We start from the raw sequence: 25,407 nt of genomic DNA, 5'->3' as shown, positions 1-25,407 counted from the left end.
GTCGCGCCGGCAGGACTGTGTCTCATATGAACTCGATACCCCCTTCACGACGATCCAAAATGCCTCATCGTGCGTTAACGCGCCGCGAAGGCGTTGCTGCGCCGACCCGTCTCTTGGCGATTTCTGGGGAGTGATCCGGTGGACTATTTGATGGAACTTGCCGCCAGCCCGGCAGCCTGGGCGGCGCTGATTACGCTGATTGCGATGGAAGTCGTTCTTGGCATCGACAACCTGCTGTTCATCTCGATCCTGACCAACAAACTGCCTGAGGACATTCGTCCGCGCGCCCGTCGAATCGGCATCGGGCTGGCGCTGATCATGCGCCTCGGCCTGCTGAGCACGATCGCCATCATCGTGACGCTGGTGGAGCCGGTCTTCTCCGTGTTCGGTCATCCCTTCTCGTGGCGCGACCTTATCCTGATCGCCGGTGGTCTCTTCCTGGTGTGGAAGGCGACCAAGGAAATCCATCACAGCATGGCGCCGCATGACGAGCAGGAGGCCTCGCTCGGTGGGACGCTTCAGTTGAGCTTCGGTGCTGCCATCGTGCAGATCCTGATTCTCGATCTCGTCTTCTCGGTCGACAGCATCATCACCGCCGTCGGCATGACCGAGCACATCCCGATCATGGTGATCGCGGTCGTGTTCGCGGTCATGACCATGCTGTTCGCGGCCGGGCCGCTGGCGAACTTCATCAACCGCAACCCTTCCATCGTGATGCTGGCGCTCGGCTTCCTGCTGCTGATCGGCACGACGCTGATCGCCGAAGGCTTCGGCGCCCACGTCTCGAAGGGCTACATCTACGCCGCCATGGCGTTCTCGGCCCTGGTCGAGGGCCTGAACATGGCCCAGCGCAAGCGCCGGCCCACGGCGGTCGGCCAGGCGATGGTCGGCAACCCCCACCCGGCGCCGGACGCGGCACCCGTCGATCAGGGGCGGTTGAGCGCGTGATGACACCCGGGCGGCATGCCGAAGTGAAAGGCTCCGCCGCCTGACAATGCTATGATCCGGGCTCCCTCCAGCGAAGGAGACCCGGATCATGACGGATACAAGCGACCCGCACGCCCCCGTCGGCCGTGCGCCCGAGCCGCCCGCCGACAGCAAGCTCACCCGCGCCAAGCGGGCTTGGGCGCGGCAGGGCAAGTTCCTCACCGGCCGCATGACTCGCCCGGAGGAGGAGCGGCTTCCCCCCGGACAGCATTTGGTGCGCGACTGGCCAGTGCTCGACCTCGGCATGCAGCCGCGCATTTCGCTCGATCACTGGCGGCTCGACGTGACCGGCGAGGTGGAACACCCCATCTCCTGGGACTGGGCGACGTTCCGTGCCCAGAAGCAGACGCAGGAAACCACTGACATCCACTGCGTCACCACGTGGTCGCACTATGACAATCGCTGGGAGGGGCTCGCCACGCGCGATCTGCTGGACCTGGTGATGCCGCGCGATGGCGCGGGCTTCGTCCTGCTCCATTCCTATGATGGCTATGTCACCAATCTTGCCCTGGAAGATTTCGCCGCGGAGGACGCGCTGATCGTCCACAGCTGGGAGGACAAGCCGCTCACGACAGAGCATGGCGGCCCGGCGCGGCTGGTGGTGCCGCATCTCTATTTCTGGAAGAGCGCGAAATGGCTCAAGAAGATTGAGTTCGTCGTCGCCGACAAGCGCGGCTTCTGGGAGGAGAATGGCTACCACAACCACGCAGATCCCTGGAAAGAGGAGCGCTATTCCGATGAGGAGTGAGCGCGCGCCACAGGCTTCCTGCGGGCTTCCGACAGACTGGCGGTGAGGGCACTGTCATGGGCTTGCCCGCTCAGCCCGGCAGAAGGGGAGGGAACTGGTGCCGGCGGAGGGGATCGAACCCCCGACCTTCGGTTTACAAAACCGCTGCACTACCGCTGTGCTACGCCGGCCAAGCCAGTCCCGCGCCACCGCGTCCTCACCCTTGTGACCGGACGGCAGCGGTTCGATTCTGCCGCCCCGGTGCCTGCGCCGGTGGCGACATGGTTCTCTTCGCCGATGGCCGCCGCCCGGTCAAGACGGGCGCGCGGCGCGGCTCTGCCTGTTGGTCAGCGCGGGGCGCTGAAGCTTGTCATTCTGCCACCGCGGAAACGGCATTCGACATTCCAGAAGCCGGGCTTTGCCCCGGGCTTGATGACGTTGAAAGAGAGTTTCACCACCTTCTCGCGGCCGGGGGTCACGATCTTGGCGGCAAGCTTCACGATCAGGTAGGGCGGCGCCGCCCGTGCTGCCTTTTCGCAGTAGTTCAGGGCATCCCGGTCGGAAATCTCGTTCGGCATGGGAGGGGGGCCAGGACGCCAGGGCTGTGGCGGGCCCGGATAGGGATAAGGCGGCGGCGGGTTCGGATAAGGATAAGGCGGCGGCCCGGGCCGATTCTGATCCAGCGTCATCCGGCAGTCGGAATAGGCCCGCGTGCCCGGCGCCAGGCCCCAGGAGCGGCATTTGGCGTCATCGGCCTGATCCGGGTTCGGATAGGCCGGCGGATAAGCCGGGGGATAGGATGGCGGGTACTGGGCGAATGCCGGCGCCACTGTGAGCAGCAGTGCCGTTAAGGCTGAAAGCAGGTGTCGCAAGATCGTCGGCCCCCGTGAGATGTCCTTTGCCTGGGGCGCGCCGGCGGAACTGTCAAGCGCTGGCGATAGCCGCTTCTGGGCGGCGCGCGTTCCGGCCTGCAGTCGCCGCTCGCCGCTCCGGCGGGCGGGCGACTGCAGGAGAGGTGGCGCGCGCTGAATGGATGGAAATCAACCTCATCGGCTGTCGCGGTTCTGGAAAGCCGCTGACGTGCCCGTGATCAGACCGCGACGACGGCTGCCACCGCCCGCCATAGGTCAGCCTAACCGACCGTTCGCCGTCAGAGGTCGCGCGGAGACTGATTCGCCTGCGACGCGAAGGGGCTAGGGCGTGTGCGCTCGAGCCGTTCGATTGGCGCAGCGGTATCGGTAGGATAGGCCGGTTGTGTTGGTAGGCTGGTATGATGGCCATTCATTCCCCAAATACCGGGCTTCGCCCGCAAACCGAGCAAAATACGCCATTGCGCCGAGCGCCGCCTTCTGCGAGACGAATCCGTGGGATGTCGTTCGCAACGGCGCGTGCCGAATCCCCCCGCGGTGAGGATCACCGCACGCCATTTGGGAGGCTGGACTATGAAGCGATTTTTGGTCGGACTGGCGGCGCTGCTGCTGGCCGGCATGGCCGGCAGCGCGTCGGCCCAGACGATGAGCTATGCTGAAGCCGGGGCCCTGATCGCCAAGAGCTGTGGTCCTTCCATCGAGAGGTTTTGCGCCAAGGACAATCTCGGTACCGGCGCGGTTCGCAACTGCCTGATGGCACATCAGGATCAGGTGCCGCAGCAGTGCTTCGATGATTACGCCGCCGCGCGCGCGTCGATCGCCAAGCGCATCGCCGCACAGGGCGACGCCTGGAATGTCTGCAACGCCAATATCCGCCAGGCCTGCGCCGGCGTTCAGCCGGGCGATGCCAACATCCTCACCTGCCTGCAGTCGGCCAGCAAGGTGATCCGTCCGGCCTGCAAGGATATCCTGGTCGATGCCGGCTGGTGGCAGTGACGAGCGGCGAAACGCTAGGGAAAAGAGACAGATCATGACCCGTATCACCCGTTTCGTCGGTGGGCTCGCCCTCGCCGCCGTGCTCGCCGCGCCGCTCGCCGGCACAGCGACCGCGCAGACGCCCGATAGTGACGCCCAGATCATGCAGGGCCTGTCGCAGGCCACCATGTTCGACCCGGCGCTTACCGCCCAGGTTCTGCGCCAGATGGCGCAGGACGCCGTCACCCAGAACCTGCCGCTGACGCTCGACAAGTCCGAGATCGCCAAGCGGCTTGACAAGCTCGCCCAGATCACCGTGCAGATCCAGTTCGCGCTCGGTTCGGACATCATCCGCCCCGAATCCTACCGGACGCTCGGCTCCATCGCCGACGCGATGCACCACCCGATCCTGGCGAACTACAAGTTCATTGTGGTCGGCAACACCGACACGACAGGCACTCGCGCCTTCAACCTGAAGCTCAGCCAGGAGCGCGCAAACGCCATCGTTCAGGCGCTGGTCGTCGTCTTCGGCGTCTCGCCGGATCGCCTGGAGGCCGTCGGCCTTGGCCAGGAGGCCCTGCAGGTGCCCTCCAAGCCGCAGGACCCGGTCAACCGCCGGGTGCAGATCTTCACCATCGGCACCGTCGGCCCGATGGGCGCGCCGGTGCCCACCAGCGCTCCCTGAGCAGGACGCCGGTTTTTTCGTGTGTTAGGAAGCCGGCCGGTGCCTCGCGCACCGGCCGGCTTTCGCTTGCGGCCAGCCCTTTCCGTCAAATCCAGAGTTTGAGCAGATGAGCATCACGAGAATCGAAGTCGGTCCGCGCATGAGCGAGGCCGTGATCCACGGGTCGGTCGTGTATCTGGCCGGCCAGGTCGCCAAGGGCGACAGTGTGACGGCGCAGACGCAGGCCGTGCTCGACCAGATCGACGCGCTGCTCGCCCAGGCCGGCACCGACAAGACCAAGCTGCTGACCGCCACCATCTATCTCGCCGACATCGCCACCTTCGCCGAGATGAACGCGGTGTGGGACAAGTGGGTCTCGGCCGGCAACACCCCCGCCCGCGCCACTGTCGAAGCGGCGCTGGCGACGCCGGACTACAAGGTCGAGATCGTCGTCAAGGCGGCGATCTGAGGCCAGCCGAAGGCACTTCGGCAACACTCAACAAAAAGGCCCCGTCTCGCGACGGGGCCTTTCCTTTTGCGCTCCGTCCCGGAGGACGAAGCCGCGCGTAAAGCTTCAGTGCCAGTTCTCGAGGTCGCGCTTGTTGGTCTCCGGCGCCAGGACGAGGCCGATGACGAAGGTCGCGAGAGCCACGATGATCGGGTACCAGAGGCCGTAATAGATGTCGCCGGTGGCCGCCACCATGGCGAAGGCCGTGGTGGGCAGGAAGCCGCCGAACCAGCCATTGCCGATGTGGTAGGGCAGCGACATGGCGGTGTAGCGGATCCGGGTCGGGAACAGTTCGACCAGCCAGGCCGCGATCGGGCCGTACACCATGGTGACGAACAGCACGAGGACGGTCAGCAGCGCGACCACCATCGGCGTGTTGATGGCGGCTGGATCTGCTTTGGCGGGATAGCCGGCGGCGCGGATGGCCTCGGTCATGCTGGCGGTGAAGGCGTCGGACGCGGCCTTGAAGGCGGCCGGGTCGGCACCGACGCCGCTGACGGAGGGGATCACCTTGTCGCCGACCTTGACGCTGGCGATCGTGCCGGCGGGGGCCGCTTCGTTGGAGTAGTTCACCGAGTTACGCGCCAGGAACGACTTGGCGACGTCGCACGAGCTGACGAACTTGGCCGTGCCCACCGGGTTGAACTGGAACGAGCACTCGGCGGGATCGGCGACGACGGTGACAGGCGAGGTCGCCTGCGCCCGCTCAAGCGCCGGGTTGGCATAGTGGGTGATGGCGGCGAAGATCGGGAAATAGGTCAGCGCCGCGATAAGGCAGCCGCCGAGAATAATCGGCTTGCGGCCGATCTTGTCGGACAGCCAGCCGAACACGATGAAGAACGGCGTGCCGATCAGCAGCGAGACGGCGATGAGCACGTTCGCCGTCCAGCCATCGACCTTCAGCGTCTGGGTGAGGAAGAATAGCGCGTAGAACTGGCCCGTGTACCACACCACGGCCTGGCCGGCGGTGCCGCCGAACAGGGCGATGAGGCCAACCTTGGCGTTCTCCCAGCGGCCGAAGGCTTCGGTAAGCGGCGCCTTCGAGGTCTTGCCCTCTTCCTTCATCTTCTTGAAGACAGGCGATTCGTTCAGCGTCAGACGGATCCAGACCGAGACGGCGAGCAGGATGATCGACACCAGGAACGGGATGCGCCAGCCCCACTCCGCGAAGGCGGCCTCGCCCAGATAGGTGCGGGTGCCGAGGATGACCAGCAGCGACAGGAACAGGCCGAGCGTCGCCGTGGTCTGGATCCACGAGGTGTAGAAGCCGCGGCGACCGGCGGGCGCGTGCTCGGCGACATAGGTGGCGGCGCCGCCATATTCACCGCCCAGGGCGAGGCCCTGGAACAGACGCAGAATGATGAGGATGACCGGCGCGGCAATGCCCCAGCTGGCATAGTTCGGCAGGATGCCGACCACGAAGGTCGAGGCGCCCATCAGCAGGATGGTGATGAGGAAGGTGTATTTGCGGCCGACGAGATCGCCGAGCCGGCCGAAGAAGATGGCGCCGAACGGGCGCACCGCGAAGCCGGCGGCGAAGGCCATTAGGGCGAAGATGAAGGCCGCTGTCGGGTTCACGCCCGAGAAGAACTGGGCGGCGATGATCGCCGAGAGCGAGCCGTACAGGTAGAAATCGTACCACTCGAAGACGGTGCCCAGCGAAGAGGCGAAGATGACTTTTCGTTCTTCGCGGGTCATGGGAGCGGTCTTTCCGGCCGGTCCCGCAGTTGTTACGCTCATGTGTTTCCCTTCCCCAAGATTAGGTCGCGCCAATGCAGAGACGTGCGATGTCAATCGCACGCGCAAAAAGACCAGCTCGCGAGAGCCGCCCGTTGTGATGGCCGAGTTTGGGAGTCCCTTCGGGAACGCCGTCAGCTCGGGCTGTCTCCTCCCGGAGGCGGCCCGCTGTGAAGCATGCGGCGCCTTTCCCCGGTGTCTTGGCGCGCGGAATTCTCTGATTCCGTCGCATGCCTCAGGGGAGAGTGGCGAAACTGGGACCGTTTGACGATTGGCAATTGGTCGTAAACTGCCGCAGATATTGCGCTGCGGCAGAAAAACCCTTCACGCCGAAGTAAAACGGCGGATCAGGCCGGGCTGCCGATGGCGCGCCGGGCGATATAGAGCGCCAGCACGGCGGCGTTGGACACGTTCAGGCTGATGATGGAGCCGGGAAGATCGATGCGCGCCAGCGTGTCGCAGGTCTGGCGGGTGAGGTGGCGCAGGCCCTTGCCTTCCGCGCCCAGAACCAGTGCGGTCGGGGCGGTGAGCCGCGTGTCGAAAAGATCGGCGCCGCCTTCGCTGTCGAGGCCGACGATGAGCACGCCGTTCTGCTTCAGTTCGTCCAGCGCCCGGGCGAGATTGCCGACGAAGCAGAACGGCACATGCTCCAGCCCGCCGCTGGCGCTCTTGGCCAGCACGCCGGTAGCGGCCGGGCTGTGGCGTGCGGTGGTGACGATAGCGCCGACCTTCAGCGCCGCGGCCGAGCGCACGATGGCGCCCACATTGTGCGGATCGGTGATCTGGTCGAGCACGAGCAGAAGGTCACACTCCGCCGCCTTGGCGAGGCTGAGGGAGGGGAGGGGATCGCATTCGGCGAGCATCCCCTGATGCACCGCATCGGGGTCGAGCAGCCGGTCGATCTCGCCGGGCCGGACGATCTCGGGGGTGATGCGCTGGGAAATCGCTTCCTCTTCCAGCCGGCGCGCCGCGTTCTCGGTCAGCATCAGCCGGCGCAGCTTGCGGCGCGGGTTGCGCAGCGCCTCGACCACGCTGTGCCAGCCATACAGAATCGCCACATCGTCCGGCCACTCGCCGAAGGGGCGTCCGGCGGGACGGGGGCGAGGCTGGCGGGGGCGTCCGGCGGAGGGCTTGGGACGGCCGGGCGGACGGCTGGGACGATCGTTCATGCGCGCGTTCTGTCATGACGCGCGCCACTTGGCAATTTCGCTTGTGCGGCCAGGCCGCCAGCGCGCAAAGAGGCGGCCGCCGGGTGATGGGAGCGTCCGGCGGGCACGTTCGCCCGCCTTGAGAATCGGCATCCCTTGGTGTGAACCGGCTCACCCTTCGTCCCGCGGACCATTGGCCTTGTTCCGCAGGGGCGCTCCGTGCCGCCGTGAGGAACGGCACGACCCTATGAATGTCGGCCGGCCCGGATCTTCCGATATCCCCCTGCCGTACCCTGCCGAACGGGGCGGGACGGCGCATTTGCACCCTCTCTCCATCCGGTGGCGCTTGTGGCGACGTGACGGAACCGCTGCGTGATCCACAGCTTGCGGCGAGGAACGGCGCGGCGGGGTTGACAGGGAACGGGCACCTCACCATAAAGCCGGCCGCACGGGAGCCGCGCATCGCGCCGGTTTTTCCGTCAGGTCGACAGGCCGGTGCATTTCGACGCACCGCAGATCGGCCGACGTGCGAGGGGGAGTGTCCCGAGCGGCAAAGGGGGCGGACTGTAAATCCGCTGGCTATGCCTTCGTAGGTTCGAGTCCTACCTCCCCCACCACGTCGCCTTCCGCTAGAATGCGCCGACCCTCGCGGGTGTAGCTCAATGGTAGAGCAACAGCCTTCCAAGCTGATGACGAGGGTTCGATTCCCTTCACCCGCTCCACTTTTTCCGCGCAGCCCCCATATAAGGCGCCGGCGCGGTCCCTTCGCAGGACGGCCGGCACCCTCCGAGGGCTGAGCGTTATCCCCGTCCGTGCAGAGGCCGCGCAACGCGGCACTTGCGGAAACGCTGGAAACCGCCTATCCCACGGCCCGATTTTTCGCGGCCCGCATGTCGCTGAAGGAAACGAGATATGGCCAAAGAGAAGTTCAACCGTTCGAAGCCTCACTGCAACATCGGGACGATTGGCCATGTTGACCATGGCAAGACGTCTCTGACGGCTGCGATCACGAAGGTTCTTGCGGAGACGGGCGGCGCGACGTTCACGGCGTACGACCAGATCGACAAGGCGCCGGAAGAGAAGGCGCGCGGCATCACGATTTCGACGGCTCACGTCGAGTACGAGACGACGAACCGCCATTACGCCCACGTCGACTGCCCCGGCCACGCGGATTATGTGAAGAACATGATCACCGGTGCGGCGCAGATGGACGGCGCGATTCTGGTTGTTTCGGCGGCCGACGGCCCGATGCCGCAGACCCGCGAGCACATCCTGCTCGCCCGTCAGGTCGGCGTTCCGGCTCTGGTGGTGTTCCTGAACAAGTGCGACCAGGTCGACGACGAGGAACTGCTTGAGCTGGTCGAGCTCGAGGTTCGCGAGCTTCTGTCGAAGTACGACTTCCCGGGCGACGACATCCCGATCATCCGCGGCTCGGCGCTGGTGGCGCTGCAGAACGGCGACGCCAAGCTCGGCCACGACGCCGTGCTCGAGCTGATGAAGGCGGTCGACGCCTACATCCCGCAGCCGGAGCGTCCGGTCGACCTGCCGTTCCTGATGCCGATCGAAGACGTGTTCTCGATCTCGGGTCGCGGCACGGTGGTGACGGGTCGCGTCGAGCGCGGCATCATCAAGGTGGGCGAGGAAGTCGAGATCGTCGGCATCCGTCCGACCATCAAGACGACGGTCACGGGCGTTGAGATGTTCCGCAAGCTGCTCGACCAGGGCCAGGCCGGCGACAATGTCGGCATTCTGGTTCGCGGCACGAAGCGCGAGGACGTCGAGCGCGGCCAGGTCGTGTGCAAGCCGGGTTCGGTGAAGCCGCACACGAAGTTCAAGGCCGAGGCCTACATCCTGACGAAGGAAGAGGGTGGCCGTCACACGCCGTTCTTCACCAATTACCGTCCGCAGTTCTACTTCCGGACGACGGACGTGACGGGCATCGTGACCCTGCCGGAAGGCACGGAAATGGTGATGCCGGGCGACAACATCACGGTCGACGTGGCGCTGATCGTGCCGATCGCGATGGAAGAAAAGCTGCGCTTCGCTATCCGCGAAGGCGGCCGCACCGTCGGCGCCGGTGTCGTCGCCTCCATCATCGAGTGATGAACCAAGGCAGGGATGCGCTGGCCGCATCCCTTTCCGGTGGCGAAGTTTTTCCTGCTTCGACGCCGAACTGTTGAAACCGGGGCGCGCGCCCCTCGACGTGGACGCGCCGCCGGTTATAGTGCCTCGCGATTCGAGAGGCGGACCTCCGGGGCTTTGCCCCGTCCGCCTCTTCTAGGAGTGTAGCTCAACTGGTAGAGCACCGGTCTCCAAAACCGGGGGTTGGGGGTTCGAGCCCCTCCACTCCTGCCACCTTTCCCAAGAGGGTGGCAGGCAAGGCGGCAAAGGTTCTTTGACGCGAGGCGGCTTTGCGGGCTATACGCCCGCTTCGTGCATTTTTAGAGGGTCGTGCCGAAGCGTCGCCGAAGGGCGGTGCGCGGCGGGACCCGCAGGCGGCGCGCCGCGATCAGCCGATACCGGCGCGGGCCGCATCAGAGGCGTTTCGAGACGAGCATGGCGAAGACGAACCCGGTCGAGTTCTTTCAGCAGGTCCGCGCGGAAGCCCGCAAGGTCACCTGGCCGACCCGTCGCGAGACGCTCATCACTACCGCGATGGTGTTCGTCATGGTGGTGCTGGCCTCGCTGTTCTTCCTGGTCGCCGACCAGATTCTGAGCTTCGTGGTGGCTCAGATCCTGCAAATCGGCCGTTGAGGAGAGACGCGATGCCGATGCGCTGGTACATCGTTCACGCCTATTCCAACTTTGAGAAGAAGGTCGCGGATTCCATCAAGGAACAGGCCGCGCAGCGCGGCCTCACCGATCTCTTCGAGCAGGTGCTGGTGCCGACCGAGAAAGTCGTCGAGGTGCGCCGCGGCCGCAAGGTCGATGCCGAGCGCAAGTTTTTCCCCGGCTATGTGCTGGTGAAGATGGACCTCACCGACGAGGCGTTCCACCTCATCAAGAACACGCCGAAGGTCACCGGTTTCCTTGGCGCCGACAACAAGCCGATGCCGATCGCCGAGAAGGAGGCTATGCGCATCCTTCAGCAGGTGCAGGAAGGCATCGAGCGGCCCAAGCCCTCGATCACCTTCGAGGTCGGCGAGACGGTCAAGGTGTCGGACGGTCCCTTCGCCTCCTTCAATGGCATCGTCGAGGAAGTCGACGAGGGCCGCTCCCGCCTCAAGGTGGCGGTGTCGATCTTCGGTCGCGCCACTCCGGTCGAGCTGGAGTTCGGTCAGGTCGAGAAGGTCTGACCGCCGATCCTTCGGAACTCTCTCAAGGGCGCAGCTTCGGCGGCGCCCTTTTTCGTTGGCGGCCGCGTTAACGGGTTAACACCCCCTGCCAGGGCGCACGTCTTATCCTTCCCGGAAGCCAGCCGCCGCACCGCGCGGACGGCGGCGCAACAGGGGAGGTCACAATGACTGGCAAACGCATCCTGATGATCGTAGGCGACTTCGTCGAGGACTATGAGACCATGGTCCCGTTCCAGGCGCTGCTGGCGGTCGGGCACACCGTGCATGCCGTCTGCCCGGACAAGAAGGCGGGTGACAGCGTGGCGACGGCGATCCACGATTTCGAGGGGCAGCAGACCTATTCGGAAAAGCGCGGGCACAATTTCGCGCTGAACGCCACCTTCGCCGACATCGACCCGGCCCGCTACGACGCGCTGGTGATTCCCGGCGGCCGGGCGCCGGAATATCTGCGCATGAACGCCCGCACGATCGAAATCGTGAAGCACTTCTTCGAGGCCGACAAGCCGGTTGCCGCCATCTGCCACGGCGCCCAGCTGCTCGCCGGCGCGCGGGTACTGGAAGGGCGTACCTGTTCGGCCTATCCCGCCTGCCGCGCCGAAGTGGAGCTCGCTGGCGGCACCTATGCCGACATCGCCATCGATGCGGCGGTGACGGACGGCAATCTGGTGAGCGCCCCTGCCTGGCCGGCGCACCCGGCCTGGATCGGCCAGTTCCTCGCCGTGCTCGGCACCACCATCTCGCATGGCGAGGCCAATATCGGTGCGCGCAAGGCCGCGTAAGGCGTCTTCGCGACCGGGCGGAACAGGACTATGATGCGCGCGGCGGGGCGGCACGCTCCGCCGCCGAGGGAGGCGCACCATGTGCAAGCTTTTCATCGAGGCCGATCCGGCCCTGTGGCAGACGCGGCTGAAATCGCTGCGCCTGAGCGGATTCTCCACCAGCGTGCGGCTGGAGAATCTGTATTGGCAGGTGCTGGAGGAGATCGCCCAGCGCGACGGCATGAGCCTGCCGCAGCTCCTGGCCAAGCTGCATGAGGAACTGACCTTCGCCCATGGCGGGGTGGAGAACTTCGCCTCTTTCCTGCGCGTGTGCTGCGGGCGCTATCTCGCGCTGCAGCTGGAAGGCGATGTGCCGCGCGACTTGCGCACGCCAATTCGCAGTCTCGACGCCGACGCGATTCTGGCGCGCGAGGCCCATCGCAGCCGGCGCGCCCTGTCCTCGGCGGCCTGAGGTCCGCACCGGGCGCGGGCGAGAGGCGAGGGGGAAGGGCACCGTTGCGTTTGCCCGCGCCATCCTGTATGGCATGCGCTGCACCCGGGAGTCAGGCCTCCCGGTGCATTCATGCGCGGGAGGCACGGCCGGTTCGCCAGCCAGCGTTTTAAACGTGCCGCTACCGCGCCCCTCCATTTACGCCGCCCGCGATGAAGCCGTCGCGACGGCGTGCTTTGGCGTTTGCGACTGGCAGTCGCGCCGCCGAGGAGTTCGTCATGGCGAAGAAGATCACCGGCTACATCAAGTTGCAGGTGCCGGCCGGCTCGGCCAACCCCGCGCCGCCGATCGGCCCGGCGCTCGGTCAGCGCGGCCTCAACATCATGGAATTCTGCAAGGCGTTCAACGCCCAGACCGGCCAGCTCGAAAAGGGCATGCCGATCCCGGTGGTGATCACGGCCTATCAGGACCGTTCGTTCACCTTCGAGCTGAAGACCCCGCCGGTCTCCTACTTCTTGAAGAAGGCCGCTGGCCTTGAGACCAAGAAGAAGCCCGGCTCCGGCCACAAGACGCCGGGCAAGGGCGGCTTCGTCGGCAAGATCTCGCAGGAACAGATGCGCGAAATCGCCGGCAAGAAGATGAAGGACCTCAACTGCGAGACCGTCGAAGCGGCGGTTCGCATGATCGAGGGCTCCGCCCGTTCCATGGGCCTCGAAGTGGTGGGTTGAGCTGATGGCCAAGATTTCCAAGCGTGTTCGCTCCGTCCGCGAGGGCATCGACCCGGTGAAGCTGTACGGCCTCGATGAGGCGCTGACGCTTCTCAAGGACCGGGCCAACGCCAAGTTCGACGAGACCATCGAAGTGGCGCTCAATCTCGGCGTCGATCCCCGTCACGCCGACCAGATGGTGCGCGGCGTGTGCAACCTGCCGAACGGCTCGGGTCGTACCGTCCGCGTCGCCGTGTTCGCGCGCGGCGCCAAGGCTGATGAAGCCAAGGCGGCGGGTGCCGACATCGTCGGTGCCGAGGATCTGCTCGAGACCATTCAGGGCGGTACGATCGAGTTCGATCGCTGCATCGCCACCCCGGATCTGATGCCGCTCGTCGGTCGTCTCGGCAAGGTGCTCGGCCCGCGCGGCCTGATGCCGAACCCGAAGGTTGGCACCGTCACCATGGACGTGAAGGGTGCGGTCGAGGCTGCCAAGGGCGGCGCGGTCGAGTTCCGCGTCGAGAAGGCCGGCATCATCCATGGCGGCATCGGCAAGGCCTCGTTCCCGGTCGACAAGCTCGCCGAGAACATCCGCGCCTTCGTCGACGCGGTCGTCAAGGCCAAGCCGACCGGCGCCAAGGGGACCTATGTCCAGCGCGTCGCCGTCTCCTCGACCATGGGCCCCGGCCTGAAGGTCGAGCCGGCGAGCGTTCTGGTTGCCGGCTGATCGCCTTGTCGTATCGTTCTCACGGGGCCGGTCGCGGTCCCGTGATTGCGACGGTGTGGATTTGTCAAGCCCTTGGTGCTATCAGGGGTGACAAATCCCAAGCGACTCACTATATGGGCGGTTTCGTTGCCGACGATGTCGGTCGCGTGCCGATGAAATTTCAGCTTTCGCCCGTTTAAAAACGGGCGGAGAGGCCGGCAGGGTTCGCCTTGCCGGCTTTACGTCCTGTCCGAGACTGCCGGTGCCCCTCGTTTGAGGTGGCTTAATCCCGATCGGGGCCAGCATAGACGGGGTACGACCGTAGGAAGGGTTCCGGGCAACCGGGTCCTGGATTTCGGCTCGAACCAGCGCCTTGGCCGGTTTTTCGGTCCCAGGGGACAGGATACCAACCGTCGTCGCTCCGCAAGGAGGGGCGGCAAGGCGCAAACCCGGCGGGGAAGGTCATCTTCCTCGCCACCGGAGAGCAAGTGAAGTGGATCGAGCACAAAAAGAAGAGCTCGTCACGACGCTGACCGACGTGTTTCAGAGCACCTCGGTCGTCGTAGTGGCCCACTATTCCGGCCTCACCGTCGCCCAGCTGTCGGCCCTGCGCCGCCAGATGAAGGCGAATGGTGCGACCGTGAAGGTGGCGAAGAACCGCCTCGCCAAGATCGCTCTCGAAGGTTCGGACGTCGCACATGTCGCGGCCCTGCTGAAGGGTCCGACCATCATCGCTTATTCGAGCGATCCTGTTGCGGCCCCGAAGGTTGCCGTCGACTTCGCCAAGACGAACGACAAGTTCGTCATCCTTGGCGGAGCGTTCGGCACCACGGCCCTGAATGTGGATGGTGTGAAGGCTCTGGCCACCATGCCGTCCCTTGATGAACTGCGCGCGAAGCTGGTTGGCCTTATCCAGGCCCCGGCGACCAAGATCGCCCAGCTCAGCACCGCGCCGGCGGCCAAGCTCGCCCGCGTGTTTGCGGCCTATGCCAAAGAGAACGAAGCCGCGTGAGGCTTCCCGGTAATACTGGTTCGAACCGAAATCCAAGGACTTAAGTAAAATGGCTGATCTGTCGAAGCTCGTTGACGAGCTGTCCGCCCTGACCGTTCTCGAGGCCGCCGAGCTCGCGAAGCTCCTCGAGGAGAAGTGGGGCGTTTCCGCCGCCGCCGCCGTGGCTGTCGCCGCTGCCCCGGCTGCTGCCGCCGCCCCGGTTGAAGAGCAGACCGAGTTCACCGTTATCCTGGCCTCGGCCGGCGATAAGAAGATCGAGGTCATCAAGGAAGTCCGCGCCATCACCGGCCTGGGCCTCAAGGAAGCCAAGGATCTCGTCGAGGCGGCCCCCAAGGCTGTCAAGGAAGGCGTGACCAAGGACGAAGCCGAGAAGATCAAGGCGCAGATCGAGAAGGCCGGCGCCAAGGTCGAGCTCAAGTGATCATCTGATCATTCGAGGCCGCCGGCTCGCCGGCGGCCTCTGCCTTCGCTTTGCCGAGGGCGTGACTGAGGGAAGCCCGACGGCTTCCCAGACGATCCAGGATCGGATCGTCTGGCGAGCCGTCGGTTACGGAACGGTCGGAGGGCGGGCGCTTTGGTGCCTCATCCTCGTCGGATTGTTCGGTGATCATAAGCCTCCACGGATGGCCACCCGGCCCTCCCGCCGGGATCGTGGATGGCGCTGACGGATACTCGGACGGAGCGAGGAGCGACATGGCGCAGACGTTCACCGGTCGTAAGCGGGTCCGCAAGTTTTTCGGCAAGATCCAGGAAGTGGCGGAGATGCCGAACCTCATCGAGGTTCAGAAGGCATCCTACGACCAGTTCCTGCAGATCGTTGAGCCGAAGGGCGGCCGCGCAGACGACGGCATTCAGGCGGTTTTCAAGTCGGTATTCCCGATTTCGGACTTTTCGGGCGCTGCTATGCTCGAATTCGTCGGCTACGAGTTCGAACCGCCGAAGTACGACGTTGACGAGTGCCGCCAGCGGGGCATGACCTTTGCCGCGCCGCTCAAGGTGACGCTGCGCCTCATCGTATTCGATGTCGATCCCGATACCGGCTCCAAGTCCGTCAAGGACATCAAGGAGCAGGATGTCTATATGGGCGACATCCCGCTGATGACGATGAACGGCACGTTCATCGTCAACGGCACGGAGCGCGTCATCGTCTCGCAGATGCATCGCTCGCCGGGTGTGTTCTTCGACCACGACAAGGGCAAGACGCACTCCTCGGGCAAGCTGCTTTTCGCCGCCCGCATCATCCCCTATCGCGGTTCCTGGCTCGACATCGAGTTCGACGCCAAGGACATCGTCTTTGCGCGTATCGACCGTCGCCGCAAGATTCCGGTGACGAGCCTGCTCTTCGCCCTCGGCCTCGCCGGCGAGGAGATCCTCAACACCTTCTACGAAACCATCACCTTCGCCCGCGCGAAGGATGGCTGGCGCATGCCTTTCGATCCCAAGCGGATGAAGGGTTACAAGGCCGTTTCCGATCTTGTCGACGCCGACACCGGCGAAGTCGTGGTCGAGGCCGGCAAGAAGGTGACGGTCCGTCAGGCCCGCCAGCTCGCCGAAAAGGGTCTCAAGGCTCTCAAGATCTCCGACGAGGAGATGGTCGGCCAGTATGTTGCCGAGGACATGGTCAACCCGACCTCGGGCGAGATCTATGTCGAGGCCGGTGAAGAAGTCACCGAGAAGATGCTGAAGCAGCTTGTCGAGCTCGGTTACGAAGAAGTGCCGATCCTCGACATCGACCACATCAATGTGGGCGCCTATATCCGCAACACGCTGACGGTCGACAAGAACGTTACCCGTGAGGATGCGCTGTTCGACATCTACCGCGTGATGCGTCCCGGCGAGCCGCCGACGCTCGATTCCGCGCAGGCGATGTTCCACTCGCTGTTCTTCGACAGCGAGCGCTACGACCTGTCCGCGGTCGGCCGCGTGAAGATGAACATGCGCCTCGACCTCGACGCCGAGGACACGGTTCGCGTGCTGCGCCGCGAGGACATTCTCGCGGTCATCCAGACGCTGGTGCAGCTGCGCGACGGCAAGGGCGAGATCGACGACATCGATCATCTCGGCAATCGCCGCGTCCGCTCGGTCGGCGAGCTGATGGAGAACCAGTACCGCGTCGGCCTGCTGCGCATGGAGCGCGCCATCAAGGAGCGCATGTCGTCCGTCGACATCGACACCGTGATGCCGCAGGACCTGATCAACGCCAAGCCGGTGGCGGCGGCGGTGCGCGAGTTCTTCGGCTCGTCGCAGCTCTCGCAGTTCATGGACCAGACCAACCCGCTGTCCGAGATCACCCACAAGCGCCGTCTCTCGGCGCTTGGCCCGGGCGGTTTGACGCGCGAGCGCGCCGGCTTCGAGGTGCGCGACGTGCACCCGACGCATTACGGCCGCATCTGCCCGATTGAGACGCCGGAAGGCCCGAACATCGGCCTGATCAACTCGCTGGCCACCTTCGCCCGCGTGAACAAGTACGGCTTCATCGAGGCGCCCTATCGCCGCGTGAAGGACAGCCAGGTGCAGGACGAGGTGGTCTATCTCTCCGCCATGGAGGAGGGGAAGTACTACGTCGCGCAGGCCAACATCCCGCTCGACGCCGAAGGCCGCTTCACCGAGGACCTGATCGTTTGCCGGCATGCCGGCGACGTTCTGCTGGTCACGCCCGACCGCGTCGACTTTATGGACGTGTCGCCCAAGCAGCTTGTCTCGGTCGCCGCCGCGCTCATCCCGTTCCTTGAGAACGACGACGCCAACCGCGCGCTGATGGGCTCGAACATGCAGCGCCAGGCGGTGCCGCTGGTGCGTGCCGATGCTCCCTTCGTGGGCACGGGCATGGAATCGGTGGTGGCACGCGACTCCGGTGCCGCCATTGGTGCGCGCCGTACCGGCGTCGTCGACCAGGTGGACGCGACCCGTATCGTCATCCGCGCGACGGAAGAGAACGATCCGTCGAAGTCGGGCGTCGACATCTACCGGCTGCAGAAGTTCCAGCGCTCCAACCAGTCGACCTGCATCAACCAGCGTCCGCTGGTGCGGGTGGGCGACCGGGTGCGCAAGGGCGACATCATTGCCGACGGTCCCTCGACCGATCTCGGCGATCTGGCGCTCGGCCGGAACATCCTCGTCGCCTTCATGCCGTGGAATGGCTACAACTTCGAAGATTCCATCCTGCTGTCGGAGAATATCTCCAAGGGTGACATCTTCTCCTCGATCCACATCGAGGAATTCGAAGTGATGGCCCGCGACACCAAGCTGGGTCCGGAGGAAATCACGCGCGACATTCCGAACGTGTCGGAAGAGGCGCTGAAGAACCTCGACGAAGCCGGCATCGTCTATATCGGCGCCGAAGTTCAGGCGGGCGACATCCTCTGCGGCAAGATCACGCCGAAGGGTGAGAGCCCGATGACCCCGGAAGAAAAGCTGCTGCGCGCCATCTTCGGCGAGAAGGCAGCGGACGTGCGCGATACTTCGCTGCGCGTTCCCCCGGGCGTCACCGGTACGGTCGTCGAAGTGCGCGTGTTCAACCGCCACGGCGTGGACAAGGACGAGCGCGCCCAGGCGATCGAGCGCGAGGAAATCGAGCGTCTCGCCAAGGATCGCGACGACGAGCAGGCGATCCTCGACCGCAACGTCTTTGGCCGTCTGGCCGAGATGCTGGACGGCAAGGTCGGCGTGGCTGGCCCGAAGGGCTTCAAGAAGGACACGCCGCTCACCCGTTCGGTGCTGACCGAATATCCGCGCAGCCAGTGGTGGCAGTTCGCCATCGCCGACGATCACGTGATGAGCGAGCTGGAGGCGATCCGCAACCAGTACGACGAGTCGAAGAAGCGCCTTGAGCAGCGTTTCCTCGACAAGGTCGAGAAGCTGCAGCGCGGTGACGAGATGCCGCCCGGCGTGATGAAGATGGTCAAGGTCTTCATCGCGGTGAAGCGCAAGATCCAGCCGGGCGACAAGATGGCCGGCCGGCACGGCAATAAGGGCGTGGTCTCGCGCATCGTCCCCGTCGAGGACATGCCGTTCCTTGAGGACGGCACCCCGGTCGACATGGTGCTCAACCCGCTCGGCGTGCCCTCGCGCATGAATGTCGGGCAGATCCTCGAAACCCATCTGGGCTGGGCCTGCGCCGGTCTCGGCCGGGTAATCGACCGCGCCATCGAGGGCTACCGCCAGACGCACGATATCGCGCCGCTGAAGGACGCTTTCAGCAAGATCTACGGCAAGGACGAGACCATCGACTCGCTCGACGAGGACGGTCTGGTCGAGCTGGGATCGAACCTGCGTCGCGGCGTCCCGATCGCCACGCCCGTGTTCGATGGCGCCCGCGAGGCCGACATCGAGCACATGCTGGAACTGGCGGGTCTCGACAAGTCGGCGCAGTCGACCCTGTTCGACGGCCGCACCGGCGAGCAGTTCGACCGTAAGGTGACGGTCGGCTACATCTACATGCTGAAGCTGCATCACCTTGTCGACGACAAGATCCATGCACGCTCGATCGGCCCGTACTCGCTCGTCACCCAGCAGCCGCTGGGCGGCAAGGCGCAGTTCGGCGGTCAGCGGTTCGGCGAGATGGAAGTGTGGGCGTTGGAGGCCTATGGCGCGGCGTACACCCTGCAGGAGATGCTCACCGTCAAGTCGGACGACGTGGCGGGCCGCACCAAGGTCTACGAGGCGATCGTACGCGGCGACGACACCTTCGAGGCGGGTATCCCCGAGAGCTTCAACGTTCTCGTGAAGGAGATGCGTTCGCTCGGCCTGAATGTCGAGTTGATGAACTCCAAGACCCTCTCCGCGGTCGCAAGCCCGGGCGAAAGCCTGCCAGCGGCGGAATGACCGACTGAACCAAGGGGGCGGACGCGCAGGCGTGTCCGCCCTTTCGATCGTTCGACAGACCAGACTTTTCCGTGACCCCAACCAGCCGCGGCGGCGGAGGCGGGGTCCAGCCGAAGGAGACGGCGATGAATCAAGAGGTGATGAATCTCTTCAACCCGGCGGCGCCGGCGCCGACTTTCGATCAGATCAAAATCTCGATCGCGAGTCCGGAGAAGATCCTGTCGTGGTCCTTCGGTGAGATCAAGAAGCCGGAGACGATCAACTACCGCACGTTCAAGCCCGAGCGTGACGGCTTGTTCTGCGCGCGCATCTTCGGTCCGATCAAGGACTATGAGTGCCTGTGCGGCAAGTACAAGCGCATGAAGTACAAGGGCATCATCTGCGAGAAGTGCGGCGTGGAAGTCACGCTGTCGCGCGTGCGCCGCGAGCGCATGGGCCACATCGAGCTTGCCGCCCCGGTTGCGCATATCTGGTTCCTGAAGTCGCTGCCGAGCCGCATTGGCCTGCTGCTCGACATGACGCTCAAGGATCTCGAGCGCATTCTGTACTTCGAATATTACTGCGTGATCGAGCCGGGCCTTACCCCGCTGAAGGAGCGTCAGCTCCTCTCGGAAGAGGACTATCTGCGCGCCCAGGAAGAATATGGCGATGACTCGTTCACCGCCCTGATCGGCGCCGAGGCGATCCGCGAGATTCTGCGCGGCATGGACCTGGAGAAGATTGCCGGCAATCTGCGCAAGGAGATCGCCGAGGCGACCACCGAGCTGAAGCCGAAGAAGCTCGCCAAGCGCCTGAAGATCGTCGAGGCCTTCCAGGAATCCGGCAACAAGCCGGAATGGATGATCCTGACGCATGTCCCGGTCATCCCGCCGGATCTGCGTCCGCTCGTCCCGCTGGACGGCGGCCGCTTCGCCACGTCTGACCTGAACGATCTCTACCGCCGCGTCATCAACCGTAACAACCGCCTGAAGCGGCTGATCGAACTGAAGGCGCCGGACATCATTATCCGCAACGAGAAGCGCATGCTTCAGGAAGCGGTCGATGCGCTGTTCGACAATGGCCGTCGCGGCCGCGTCATCACGGGTGCCAACAAGCGCCCGCTGAAGTCGCTCGCCGACATGCTGAAGGGCAAGCAGGGCCGGTTCCGCCAGAACCTGCTCGGCAAGCGCGTCGACTATTCCGGTCGTTCGGTGATCGTCGTCGGTCCCGAGCTGAAGCTGCACCAGTGCGGCCTGCCGAAGAAGATGGCGCTGGAGCTGTTCAAGCCCTTCATCTATTCGCGCCTCGACGCCAAGGGCCTGTCCGCCACCGTGAAGCAGGCGAAGAAGCTCGTCGAGAAGGAGCGTCCCGAGGTGTGGGACATCCTCGACGAGGTGATCCGCGAGCATCCGGTGATGCTGAACCGCGCCCCGACGCTGCATCGCCTGGGCATCCAGGCGTTCGAACCGGTGCTGATCGAGGGCAAGGCGATCCAGCTTCACCCGCTGGTCTGCTCGGCCTTCAACGCGGACTTCGACGGCGACCAGATGGCGGTGCACGTGCCGCTGTCCATCGAGGCGCAGCTTGAAGCGCGCGTGCTGATGATGTCGACCAACAACATCCTGCACCCGGCCAACGGCGCGCCGATCATCGTGCCTTCGCAGGATATCGTGCTCGGTCTGTATTATCTCACCATGATGAAGGAGAACGAGCCCGGTCAGGGCATGGCGTTCGCCAACATGGGGGAGATCGACCACGCGCTGGCGGTCAAGGCCATCACGCTGCACACCAAGGTGCGTGGGCGCTATATCGGCGTGGGCGAGGACGGCAAGCCCGTCTCGAAGATCCACGAGACCACGCCCGGCCGCATGAAGCTCGGCGAATTGCTGCCGAAGAACGCCAAGACCCCCTTCGACGTCGTCAACAAGCTGATGACCAAGAAGGAGATCTCGAACATGATCGACACCGTCTACCGCCACTGCGGTCAGAAGGAGACGGTCATCTTCTGCGATCGCATCATGACGCTCGGCTTCTCCAACGCCTTCCGCGCCGGCATTTCCTTCGGCAAGGACGACATGGTGGTGCCCTCCAAGAAGTGGGACATGGTCGAAGAGACCCGTTCGCTCACCAAGGAGTACGAGCAGCAGTACAATGACGGCCTGATCACCCAGGGCGAAAAGTACAACAAGGTCGTCGATGCGTGGGGCAAGTGCTCCGCCCGCCTCGCCGACGAGATGATGGCCGAGATTTCGGCGGTGAAGAAGGACCCGGTGACGGGTCGCGAGAAGCAGATCAACTCGATCTACATGATGGCGCATTCCGGCGCGCGTGGTTCGCGCGAGCAGATGCGCCAGCTCGCCGCCATGCGCGGCCTGATGGCCAAGCCGTCGGGCGAGATCATCGAGACGCCGATCATCTCGAACTTCAAGGAAGGCCTCTCCGTGCTCGAGTACTTCAACTCGACCCACGGTGCCCGTAAGGGTCTGGCTGATACGGCGCTGAAGACCGCCAACTCGGGCTACCTGACCCGTCGTCTCGTCGACGTGGCCCAGGACAGCATCATCACGTTGCGCGACTGCGGTACCACCAATGGCATCGCCATGCGCGCCATCATCGACGCGGGCAACATCGTCGCCACGCTCGGCTCGCGCGTTCTGGGCCGTACCGCGGCCGAGGACGTGATCGAGGGCGCGACCGGCAATGTGATCGTGCCGGCCGGCCACATGATGGACGAGGCGGATATCGAGCGCATCTCCAAGGCGGGCGTGCAGGAGATCAAGATCCGCTCCGTGCTGACCTGCGAGGCCAAGAACGGTGTCTGCGGCACCTGCTACGGGCGAGATCTCGCCCGCGGCACGCCTGTCAACATGGGCGAGGCCGTCGGCGTCATCGCGGCGCAGTCGATCGGCGAGCCGGGTACCCAGCTCACCATGCGCACGTTCCACATCGGCGGCGCGGCGCAGCTCTCCGAGCAGTCCTTCATCGAGGCCTCTTTCGAGGGCACGGTGAAGATCCGCAACCGCAATGTGGTGCGGAACTCGGAAGGCGAGCTGATCGCGATGAGCCGCAACCTTTCCGTCCTGATCATTGATCATGACGGTTCGGAAAAGGCGGCGCATCGCATCCAGTTCGGCGCCAAGCTGAAGGTCGATGACGGCGACGCCATCAAGCGCGGCCAGCGCATCGCCGAGTGGGACCCCTATACCCGCCCGATCCTCACCGAGGTCGAGGGTATCGTGGGTTACGAGGACCTGGTCGAAGGCGCCTCGCTCAGCGAGACGGTTGACGAATCGACCGGCATCGCCAAGCGCGTCGTTACCGACTGGCGCACCGGCCGTGGCTCTGAACTGCGTCCCTCGCTGGTGGTGAAGGGTGCGGACGGCAAGGTGCTGAAGCTGCAGCGCGGCGGCGATGCCCGCTACACGCTGCCGGTGGAAGCCATTCTGTCGGCCGATCCCGGCTCCACCATCAAGGCCGGTGACGTTCTCGCCCGCGTGCCGATGGAGTCCGCCAAGACCCGCGACATCACGGGCGGCCTGCCGCGCGTGGCGGAGCTGTTCGAGGCGCGTCGTCCGAAGGATGCGGCGATCATCGCCGAGATCTCCGGCACGATCCGCTTCGGCAAGGACTACAAGAACAAGCGCCGCGTGAGCATCGAGCCGCAGGATTCGACCGACGACACGTCCGAGTACCTGATCCCGAAGGGCAAGCACATCCATCTGCAGGATGGCGACCTCGTCGAGAAGGGCGACTTCATCGTCGACGGCAACCCCGCGCCGCACGACATCCTGGCCATCAAGGGCGTCGAGGAACTCGCCGCCTATCTCGTCAACGAGATCCAGGAGGTCTACCGGCTGCAGGGCGTGCTCATCAACGACAAGCACATCGAGGTGATCGTTCGCCAAATGCTGCAGAAGGTCGAGATCGACGACGCCGGCGAAAGCGACCTGCTCACCAACGAGCAGATCGACGCCTCGGAGTTGAACGAGATCAACGAGGTGCTGATCGCCGAGGGCAAGAAGCCTGCGTCCGGTCATCCCGTGCTGCTCGGCATCACCAAGGCGAGCCTGCAGACGCGCTCCTTCATCTCGGCCGCCTCCTTCCAGGAGACGACCCGGGTGCTCACTGAGGCGGCGGTCAACGGCAAGTCCGATGATCTCGCCGGCCTCAAGGAGAACGTCATCGTCGGCCGCCTGATCCCGGCGGGCACCGGCGCGCAGATGGCCAAGCTCCGCGTCACCGCGACCTCGCGCGACGAACTCATCGCCGCGCAGAACGAACAGGACAGCGTGGCGTCCAACGCTCCGCGTCTGGAAGGACCGGCCGCCGCCGAGTGATCGGCGTCGCAGCCTAGTAAGAACGCGAAGGGCCGTCCCTCAGGGCGGCCCTTTTGCTTTGCGGCGTCCAGCGCGCCTGCGGGGACCGCATCGGAGGTCGACATGGTTAACGGGGTAGGCCGGCCTGGTGGCAGGCACTCTCTCGAAGCCAGAACGCTGCCGGTTGCGGGTCGCAGGCCGTTGCACGGGTCCGGTGGCGATTGGTGAGGCTTCCGGGGGGCGCGGGAGCGGGCCGTGTCGCGGGTTCTTCTCGGCACTAGGGGAGGGCACGGTGCGAGAATCCTGCCTCGCAGCATCGGTGCCGCGATTCGGAACCGCGATTCGTCATCCGCGACTCGCGCGTCACCTCGGCGGGGCGCCGGCCTGCGAATCTGCCTGTCGAGGGGCGCGGCCGGCGCGCGAATCGGGGTCGAGTCGGCCTCCTGGGCGCCCCTTTCGCGGGAATCCAGCATCCACAAAGCCTCGCACGGACCTGTGAGCGGCCATTCGTGCGGTTAAGGGTTGACGTCAGGCGAGTCGGAGGGTAGAAGGCGCCTACTTTCACGGCAGGCGGTTGAAGTTACCGCGTTCGGACACCCTGTCTGGACACAGAACTTCAAGACGCTGCCGGGACGCAAGCACGACCAAATCCGGCGCATGATCGCGCATATGACAGCTTTCGAGCTGTCGCGTGATCCTCTGAACGTACAGCGCCCTCGGCCAGAATCTGGCCGGCGGCGCTTCTTTCGTTCGCAGGCAGCCCGGCGTGCTGATTGTTCCGAATTGCCGAGAAGAAGAATGCGGTTGCGGCCGCGGAAATTGGGTTAGCGCGAGGGCATTCCTGTCCGTAGCGCAGCGAGACGAAGGCGAGACACGTGCCGACGATCAACCAGCTGATCCGCAAGCCGCGGGAAGCCCAGAAGGCCCGGAACAAGGTTCCGGCGCTGCAGGCCAGCCCGCAGAAGCGTGGTGTTTGCACCCGCGTCTATACGACGACCCCGAAGAAGCCGAACTCGGCGCTTCGTAAGGTCGCCAAGGTTCGTTTGACCAATGGCTATGAAGTCATCGGTTACATCCCCGGCGAGGGGCACAATCTGCAGGAGCACTCCGTGGTGATGATCCGCGGCGGCCGCGTCAAGGATCTTCCTGGCGTGCGCTATCACATCCTGCGCGGCGTGCTCGATACGCAGGGCGTCAAGAATCGTAAGCAGCGCCGTTCCAAGTACGGCGCCAAGCGGCCGAAGTGAGGATTGAGCGATGTCCCGTCGTCATCGTGCAGAGCGCCGCGAAGTTACCCCGGATCCCAAGTTCGGGAGCGAGGTGCTGAGCCGCTTCATGAACGCCGTCATGTATGACGGCAAGAAGTCGGTTGCCGAGCAGATCGTCTATGGCGCCCTCGACCTGGTCGAGAACCGCGCCAAGTCCGAGCCTCTGGGTGTGTTCACCCAGGCGCTGGACAATGTCAGCCCGGCCATCGAGGTGCGTTCCCGCCGAGTCGGCGGCGCCACCTACCAGGTGCCCGTCGAAGTGCGTCCCGAGCGCCGTCAGGCTCTCGCGATCCGCTGGCTGATCATTGCGGCTCGTGCCCGCAACGAGAAGACCATGGTCGAGCGTCTGTCGGGCGAACTGCTTGACGCCTCGAACAACCGCGGCACTGCCGTGAAGAAACGTGAAGACACGCACCGCATGGCGGAGGCCAACCGCGCCTTCTCTCACTACCGCTGGTGATGACGAGAGCCGGGA

Annotated in this window: 22 protein-coding genes and 4 tRNA genes; 21 read left to right on the top strand and 5 right to left on the bottom strand. The window is 64.8% G+C overall.

Going from position 1 to position 25,407, the window contains the following annotated elements:
- Positions 1-138 precede the first annotated feature (138 nt).
- Entirely contained in the window at positions 139-948 is an 810-nt protein-coding gene (locus J2S76_RS03500; RefSeq protein ID WP_307057506.1) for a TerC family protein, read from the top strand.
- 88 nt (positions 949-1,036) lie between these two features.
- Positions 1,037-1,735 (top strand): sulfite oxidase-like oxidoreductase, encoded by a 699-nt coding sequence (locus J2S76_RS03495; protein WP_307057505.1) that lies wholly within the window; start codon positions 1,037-1,039, stop codon positions 1,733-1,735.
- Between the two features lie 95 nt (positions 1,736-1,830).
- Here J2S76_RS03495 and J2S76_RS03490 read toward each other — a convergent pair.
- Together J2S76_RS03490 and J2S76_RS03485 are read right to left on the bottom strand one after the other, a co-directional pair.
- Positions 1,831-1,905: transfer RNA gene (locus tag J2S76_RS03490), tRNA-Thr, on the bottom strand.
- A gap of 156 nt (positions 1,906-2,061) precedes the next feature.
- Positions 2,062-2,586: a hypothetical protein gene (locus J2S76_RS03485; protein ID WP_307057503.1), complete on the bottom strand. Its 525-nt coding sequence runs from the start codon at positions 2,584-2,586 to the stop codon at positions 2,062-2,064.
- A gap of 570 nt (positions 2,587-3,156) precedes the next feature.
- On the opposite strand from J2S76_RS03485, the gene J2S76_RS03480 reads away from it, so the two are divergent.
- From J2S76_RS03480 to J2S76_RS03470, 3 genes are all read left to right on the top strand, one after another.
- The gene (locus J2S76_RS03480; RefSeq protein ID WP_307057501.1) at positions 3,157-3,579 is read left to right on the top strand and encodes a hypothetical protein; all 423 of its coding nucleotides are present in this window, start codon (positions 3,157-3,159) and stop codon (positions 3,577-3,579) included.
- Between the two features lie 34 nt (positions 3,580-3,613).
- Entirely contained in the window at positions 3,614-4,243 is a 630-nt protein-coding gene (locus tag J2S76_RS03475) for an OmpA family protein (protein ID WP_307057500.1), read from the top strand.
- Positions 4,244-4,349: 106 nt separating this feature from the next.
- Positions 4,350-4,691: a RidA family protein gene (locus tag J2S76_RS03470; RefSeq protein ID WP_307057498.1), complete on the top strand. Its 342-nt coding sequence runs from the start codon at positions 4,350-4,352 to the stop codon at positions 4,689-4,691.
- 105 nt (positions 4,692-4,796) lie between these two features.
- On the opposite strand, the gene J2S76_RS03465 is transcribed toward J2S76_RS03470, so the two are convergent.
- Positions 4,797-6,428, bottom strand: coding sequence for an MFS transporter (locus J2S76_RS03465; RefSeq protein ID WP_307057496.1), 1,632 nt, complete (start codon positions 6,426-6,428; stop codon positions 4,797-4,799).
- A gap of 386 nt (positions 6,429-6,814) precedes the next feature.
- Positions 6,815-7,636 (bottom strand): 23S rRNA (guanosine(2251)-2'-O)-methyltransferase RlmB, encoded by an 822-nt coding sequence (rlmB, locus tag J2S76_RS03460; RefSeq protein WP_307057494.1) that lies wholly within the window; start codon positions 7,634-7,636, stop codon positions 6,815-6,817.
- A gap of 511 nt (positions 7,637-8,147) precedes the next feature.
- Between rlmB and J2S76_RS03455 the strand changes: the two genes are divergently transcribed.
- From J2S76_RS03455 to rplL, 12 genes are all read left to right on the top strand, one after another.
- Positions 8,148-8,232 (top strand) — tRNA-Tyr (locus J2S76_RS03455).
- 31 nt (positions 8,233-8,263) lie between these two features.
- Positions 8,264-8,337: transfer RNA gene (locus tag J2S76_RS03450), tRNA-Gly, on the top strand.
- Between the two features lie 190 nt (positions 8,338-8,527).
- The gene (gene tuf / locus J2S76_RS03445) at positions 8,528-9,718 is read left to right on the top strand and encodes an elongation factor Tu (RefSeq protein WP_018390586.1); all 1,191 of its coding nucleotides are present in this window, start codon (positions 8,528-8,530) and stop codon (positions 9,716-9,718) included.
- A 176-nt stretch (positions 9,719-9,894) separates the two neighbouring features.
- A tRNA-Trp gene (locus J2S76_RS03440) sits at positions 9,895-9,970 on the top strand.
- 201 nt (positions 9,971-10,171) lie between these two features.
- Entirely contained in the window at positions 10,172-10,369 is a 198-nt protein-coding gene (gene secE, locus J2S76_RS03435) for a preprotein translocase subunit SecE (protein ID WP_018390587.1), read from the top strand.
- An 11-nt stretch (positions 10,370-10,380) separates the two neighbouring features.
- A complete protein-coding gene (gene nusG, locus J2S76_RS03430; protein WP_018390588.1) occupies positions 10,381-10,911 on the top strand; it encodes a transcription termination/antitermination protein NusG in 531 nt (176 codons plus the stop codon).
- A 164-nt stretch (positions 10,912-11,075) separates the two neighbouring features.
- Positions 11,076-11,690, top strand: a complete 615-nt coding sequence (locus J2S76_RS03425; RefSeq protein ID WP_307057491.1) for a DJ-1/PfpI family protein — start codon at positions 11,076-11,078, stop codon at positions 11,688-11,690.
- A 79-nt stretch (positions 11,691-11,769) separates the two neighbouring features.
- The gene (locus J2S76_RS03420) at positions 11,770-12,141 is read left to right on the top strand and encodes a ribbon-helix-helix domain-containing protein (protein WP_091444715.1); all 372 of its coding nucleotides are present in this window, start codon (positions 11,770-11,772) and stop codon (positions 12,139-12,141) included.
- A gap of 257 nt (positions 12,142-12,398) precedes the next feature.
- A complete protein-coding gene (gene rplK / locus J2S76_RS03415) occupies positions 12,399-12,848 on the top strand; it encodes a 50S ribosomal protein L11 (protein WP_018390591.1) in 450 nt (149 codons plus the stop codon).
- 4 nt (positions 12,849-12,852) lie between these two features.
- Positions 12,853-13,554, top strand: coding sequence for a 50S ribosomal protein L1 (gene rplA, locus J2S76_RS03410; RefSeq protein ID WP_018390592.1), 702 nt, complete (start codon positions 12,853-12,855; stop codon positions 13,552-13,554).
- A 472-nt stretch (positions 13,555-14,026) separates the two neighbouring features.
- A complete protein-coding gene (gene rplJ / locus J2S76_RS03405) occupies positions 14,027-14,545 on the top strand; it encodes a 50S ribosomal protein L10 (RefSeq protein WP_018390593.1) in 519 nt (172 codons plus the stop codon).
- Positions 14,546-14,594: 49 nt separating this feature from the next.
- Entirely contained in the window at positions 14,595-14,966 is a 372-nt protein-coding gene (rplL, locus tag J2S76_RS03400) for a 50S ribosomal protein L7/L12 (RefSeq protein WP_018390594.1), read from the top strand.
- Here the strand turns inward: rplL and J2S76_RS03395 are convergent.
- Positions 14,959-15,156, bottom strand: a complete 198-nt coding sequence (locus J2S76_RS03395) for a hypothetical protein (RefSeq protein WP_307057488.1) — start codon at positions 15,154-15,156, stop codon at positions 14,959-14,961. The two genes, rplL and J2S76_RS03395, sit on opposite strands and share 8 nt — an antisense overlap.
- Positions 15,157-15,238: 82 nt before the next feature.
- On the opposite strand from J2S76_RS03395, the gene rpoB reads away from it, so the two are divergent.
- From rpoB to rpsG, 4 genes are all read left to right on the top strand, one after another.
- Positions 15,239-19,369, top strand: a complete 4,131-nt coding sequence (rpoB, locus tag J2S76_RS03390) for a DNA-directed RNA polymerase subunit beta (protein WP_307057486.1) — start codon at positions 15,239-15,241, stop codon at positions 19,367-19,369.
- A 125-nt stretch (positions 19,370-19,494) separates the two neighbouring features.
- Entirely contained in the window at positions 19,495-23,685 is a 4,191-nt protein-coding gene (gene rpoC, locus J2S76_RS03385; RefSeq protein ID WP_307057483.1) for a DNA-directed RNA polymerase subunit beta', read from the top strand.
- An 854-nt stretch (positions 23,686-24,539) separates the two neighbouring features.
- Entirely contained in the window at positions 24,540-24,911 is a 372-nt protein-coding gene (rpsL, locus tag J2S76_RS03380) for a 30S ribosomal protein S12 (RefSeq protein WP_018390597.1), read from the top strand.
- A 10-nt stretch (positions 24,912-24,921) separates the two neighbouring features.
- Positions 24,922-25,392 carry a 30S ribosomal protein S7 gene (gene rpsG, locus J2S76_RS03375; protein ID WP_018390598.1) on the top strand — a complete coding sequence of 157 codons (471 nt, stop codon included), beginning with the start codon at positions 24,922-24,924 and terminating at the stop codon, positions 25,390-25,392.
- The last annotated feature ends 15 nt before the right edge of the window (positions 25,393-25,407 follow it).

The sequence above is a fragment of the Ancylobacter vacuolatus genome, from assembly GCF_030813595.1.
Lineage (GTDB): Bacteria > Pseudomonadota > Alphaproteobacteria > Rhizobiales > Xanthobacteraceae > Ancylobacter > Ancylobacter vacuolatus.
The sequence above is the reverse complement of the archived record's forward strand: the minus strand, read 5'-3'. Positions and strand labels throughout refer to the sequence as shown.

Coding starts and splice junctions, on each gene's coding strand:
- J2S76_RS03495 (WP_307057505.1), top strand. CDS start 1,037: ATGACGGATACAAGCGACCCGCACGCCCCCGTCGGCCGTGCGCCCGAG.
- J2S76_RS03480 (WP_307057501.1), top strand. CDS start 3,157: ATGAAGCGATTTTTGGTCGGACTGGCGGCGCTGCTGCTGGCCGGCATG.
- J2S76_RS03475 (WP_307057500.1), top strand. CDS start 3,614: ATGACCCGTATCACCCGTTTCGTCGGTGGGCTCGCCCTCGCCGCCGTG.
- J2S76_RS03470 (WP_307057498.1), top strand. CDS start 4,350: ATGAGCATCACGAGAATCGAAGTCGGTCCGCGCATGAGCGAGGCCGTG.
- J2S76_RS03465 (WP_307057496.1), bottom strand. CDS start 6,428: ATGACCCGCGAAGAACGAAAAGTCATCTTCGCCTCTTCGCTGGGCACC.
- rlmB (WP_307057494.1), bottom strand. CDS start 7,636: ATGAACGATCGTCCCAGCCGTCCGCCCGGCCGTCCCAAGCCCTCCGCC.
- tuf (WP_018390586.1), top strand. CDS start 8,528: ATGGCCAAAGAGAAGTTCAACCGTTCGAAGCCTCACTGCAACATCGGG.
- secE (WP_018390587.1), top strand. CDS start 10,172: ATGGCGAAGACGAACCCGGTCGAGTTCTTTCAGCAGGTCCGCGCGGAA.
- nusG (WP_018390588.1), top strand. CDS start 10,381: ATGCCGATGCGCTGGTACATCGTTCACGCCTATTCCAACTTTGAGAAG.
- J2S76_RS03425 (WP_307057491.1), top strand. CDS start 11,076: ATGACTGGCAAACGCATCCTGATGATCGTAGGCGACTTCGTCGAGGAC.
- J2S76_RS03420 (WP_091444715.1), top strand. CDS start 11,770: ATGTGCAAGCTTTTCATCGAGGCCGATCCGGCCCTGTGGCAGACGCGG.
- rplK (WP_018390591.1), top strand. CDS start 12,399: ATGGCGAAGAAGATCACCGGCTACATCAAGTTGCAGGTGCCGGCCGGC.
- rplA (WP_018390592.1), top strand. CDS start 12,853: ATGGCCAAGATTTCCAAGCGTGTTCGCTCCGTCCGCGAGGGCATCGAC.
- rplL (WP_018390594.1), top strand. CDS start 14,595: ATGGCTGATCTGTCGAAGCTCGTTGACGAGCTGTCCGCCCTGACCGTT.
- J2S76_RS03395 (WP_307057488.1), bottom strand. CDS start 15,156: ATGATCACCGAACAATCCGACGAGGATGAGGCACCAAAGCGCCCGCCC.
- rpoB (WP_307057486.1), top strand. CDS start 15,239: ATGGCGCAGACGTTCACCGGTCGTAAGCGGGTCCGCAAGTTTTTCGGC.
- rpoC (WP_307057483.1), top strand. CDS start 19,495: ATGAATCAAGAGGTGATGAATCTCTTCAACCCGGCGGCGCCGGCGCCG.
- rpsG (WP_018390598.1), top strand. CDS start 24,922: ATGTCCCGTCGTCATCGTGCAGAGCGCCGCGAAGTTACCCCGGATCCC.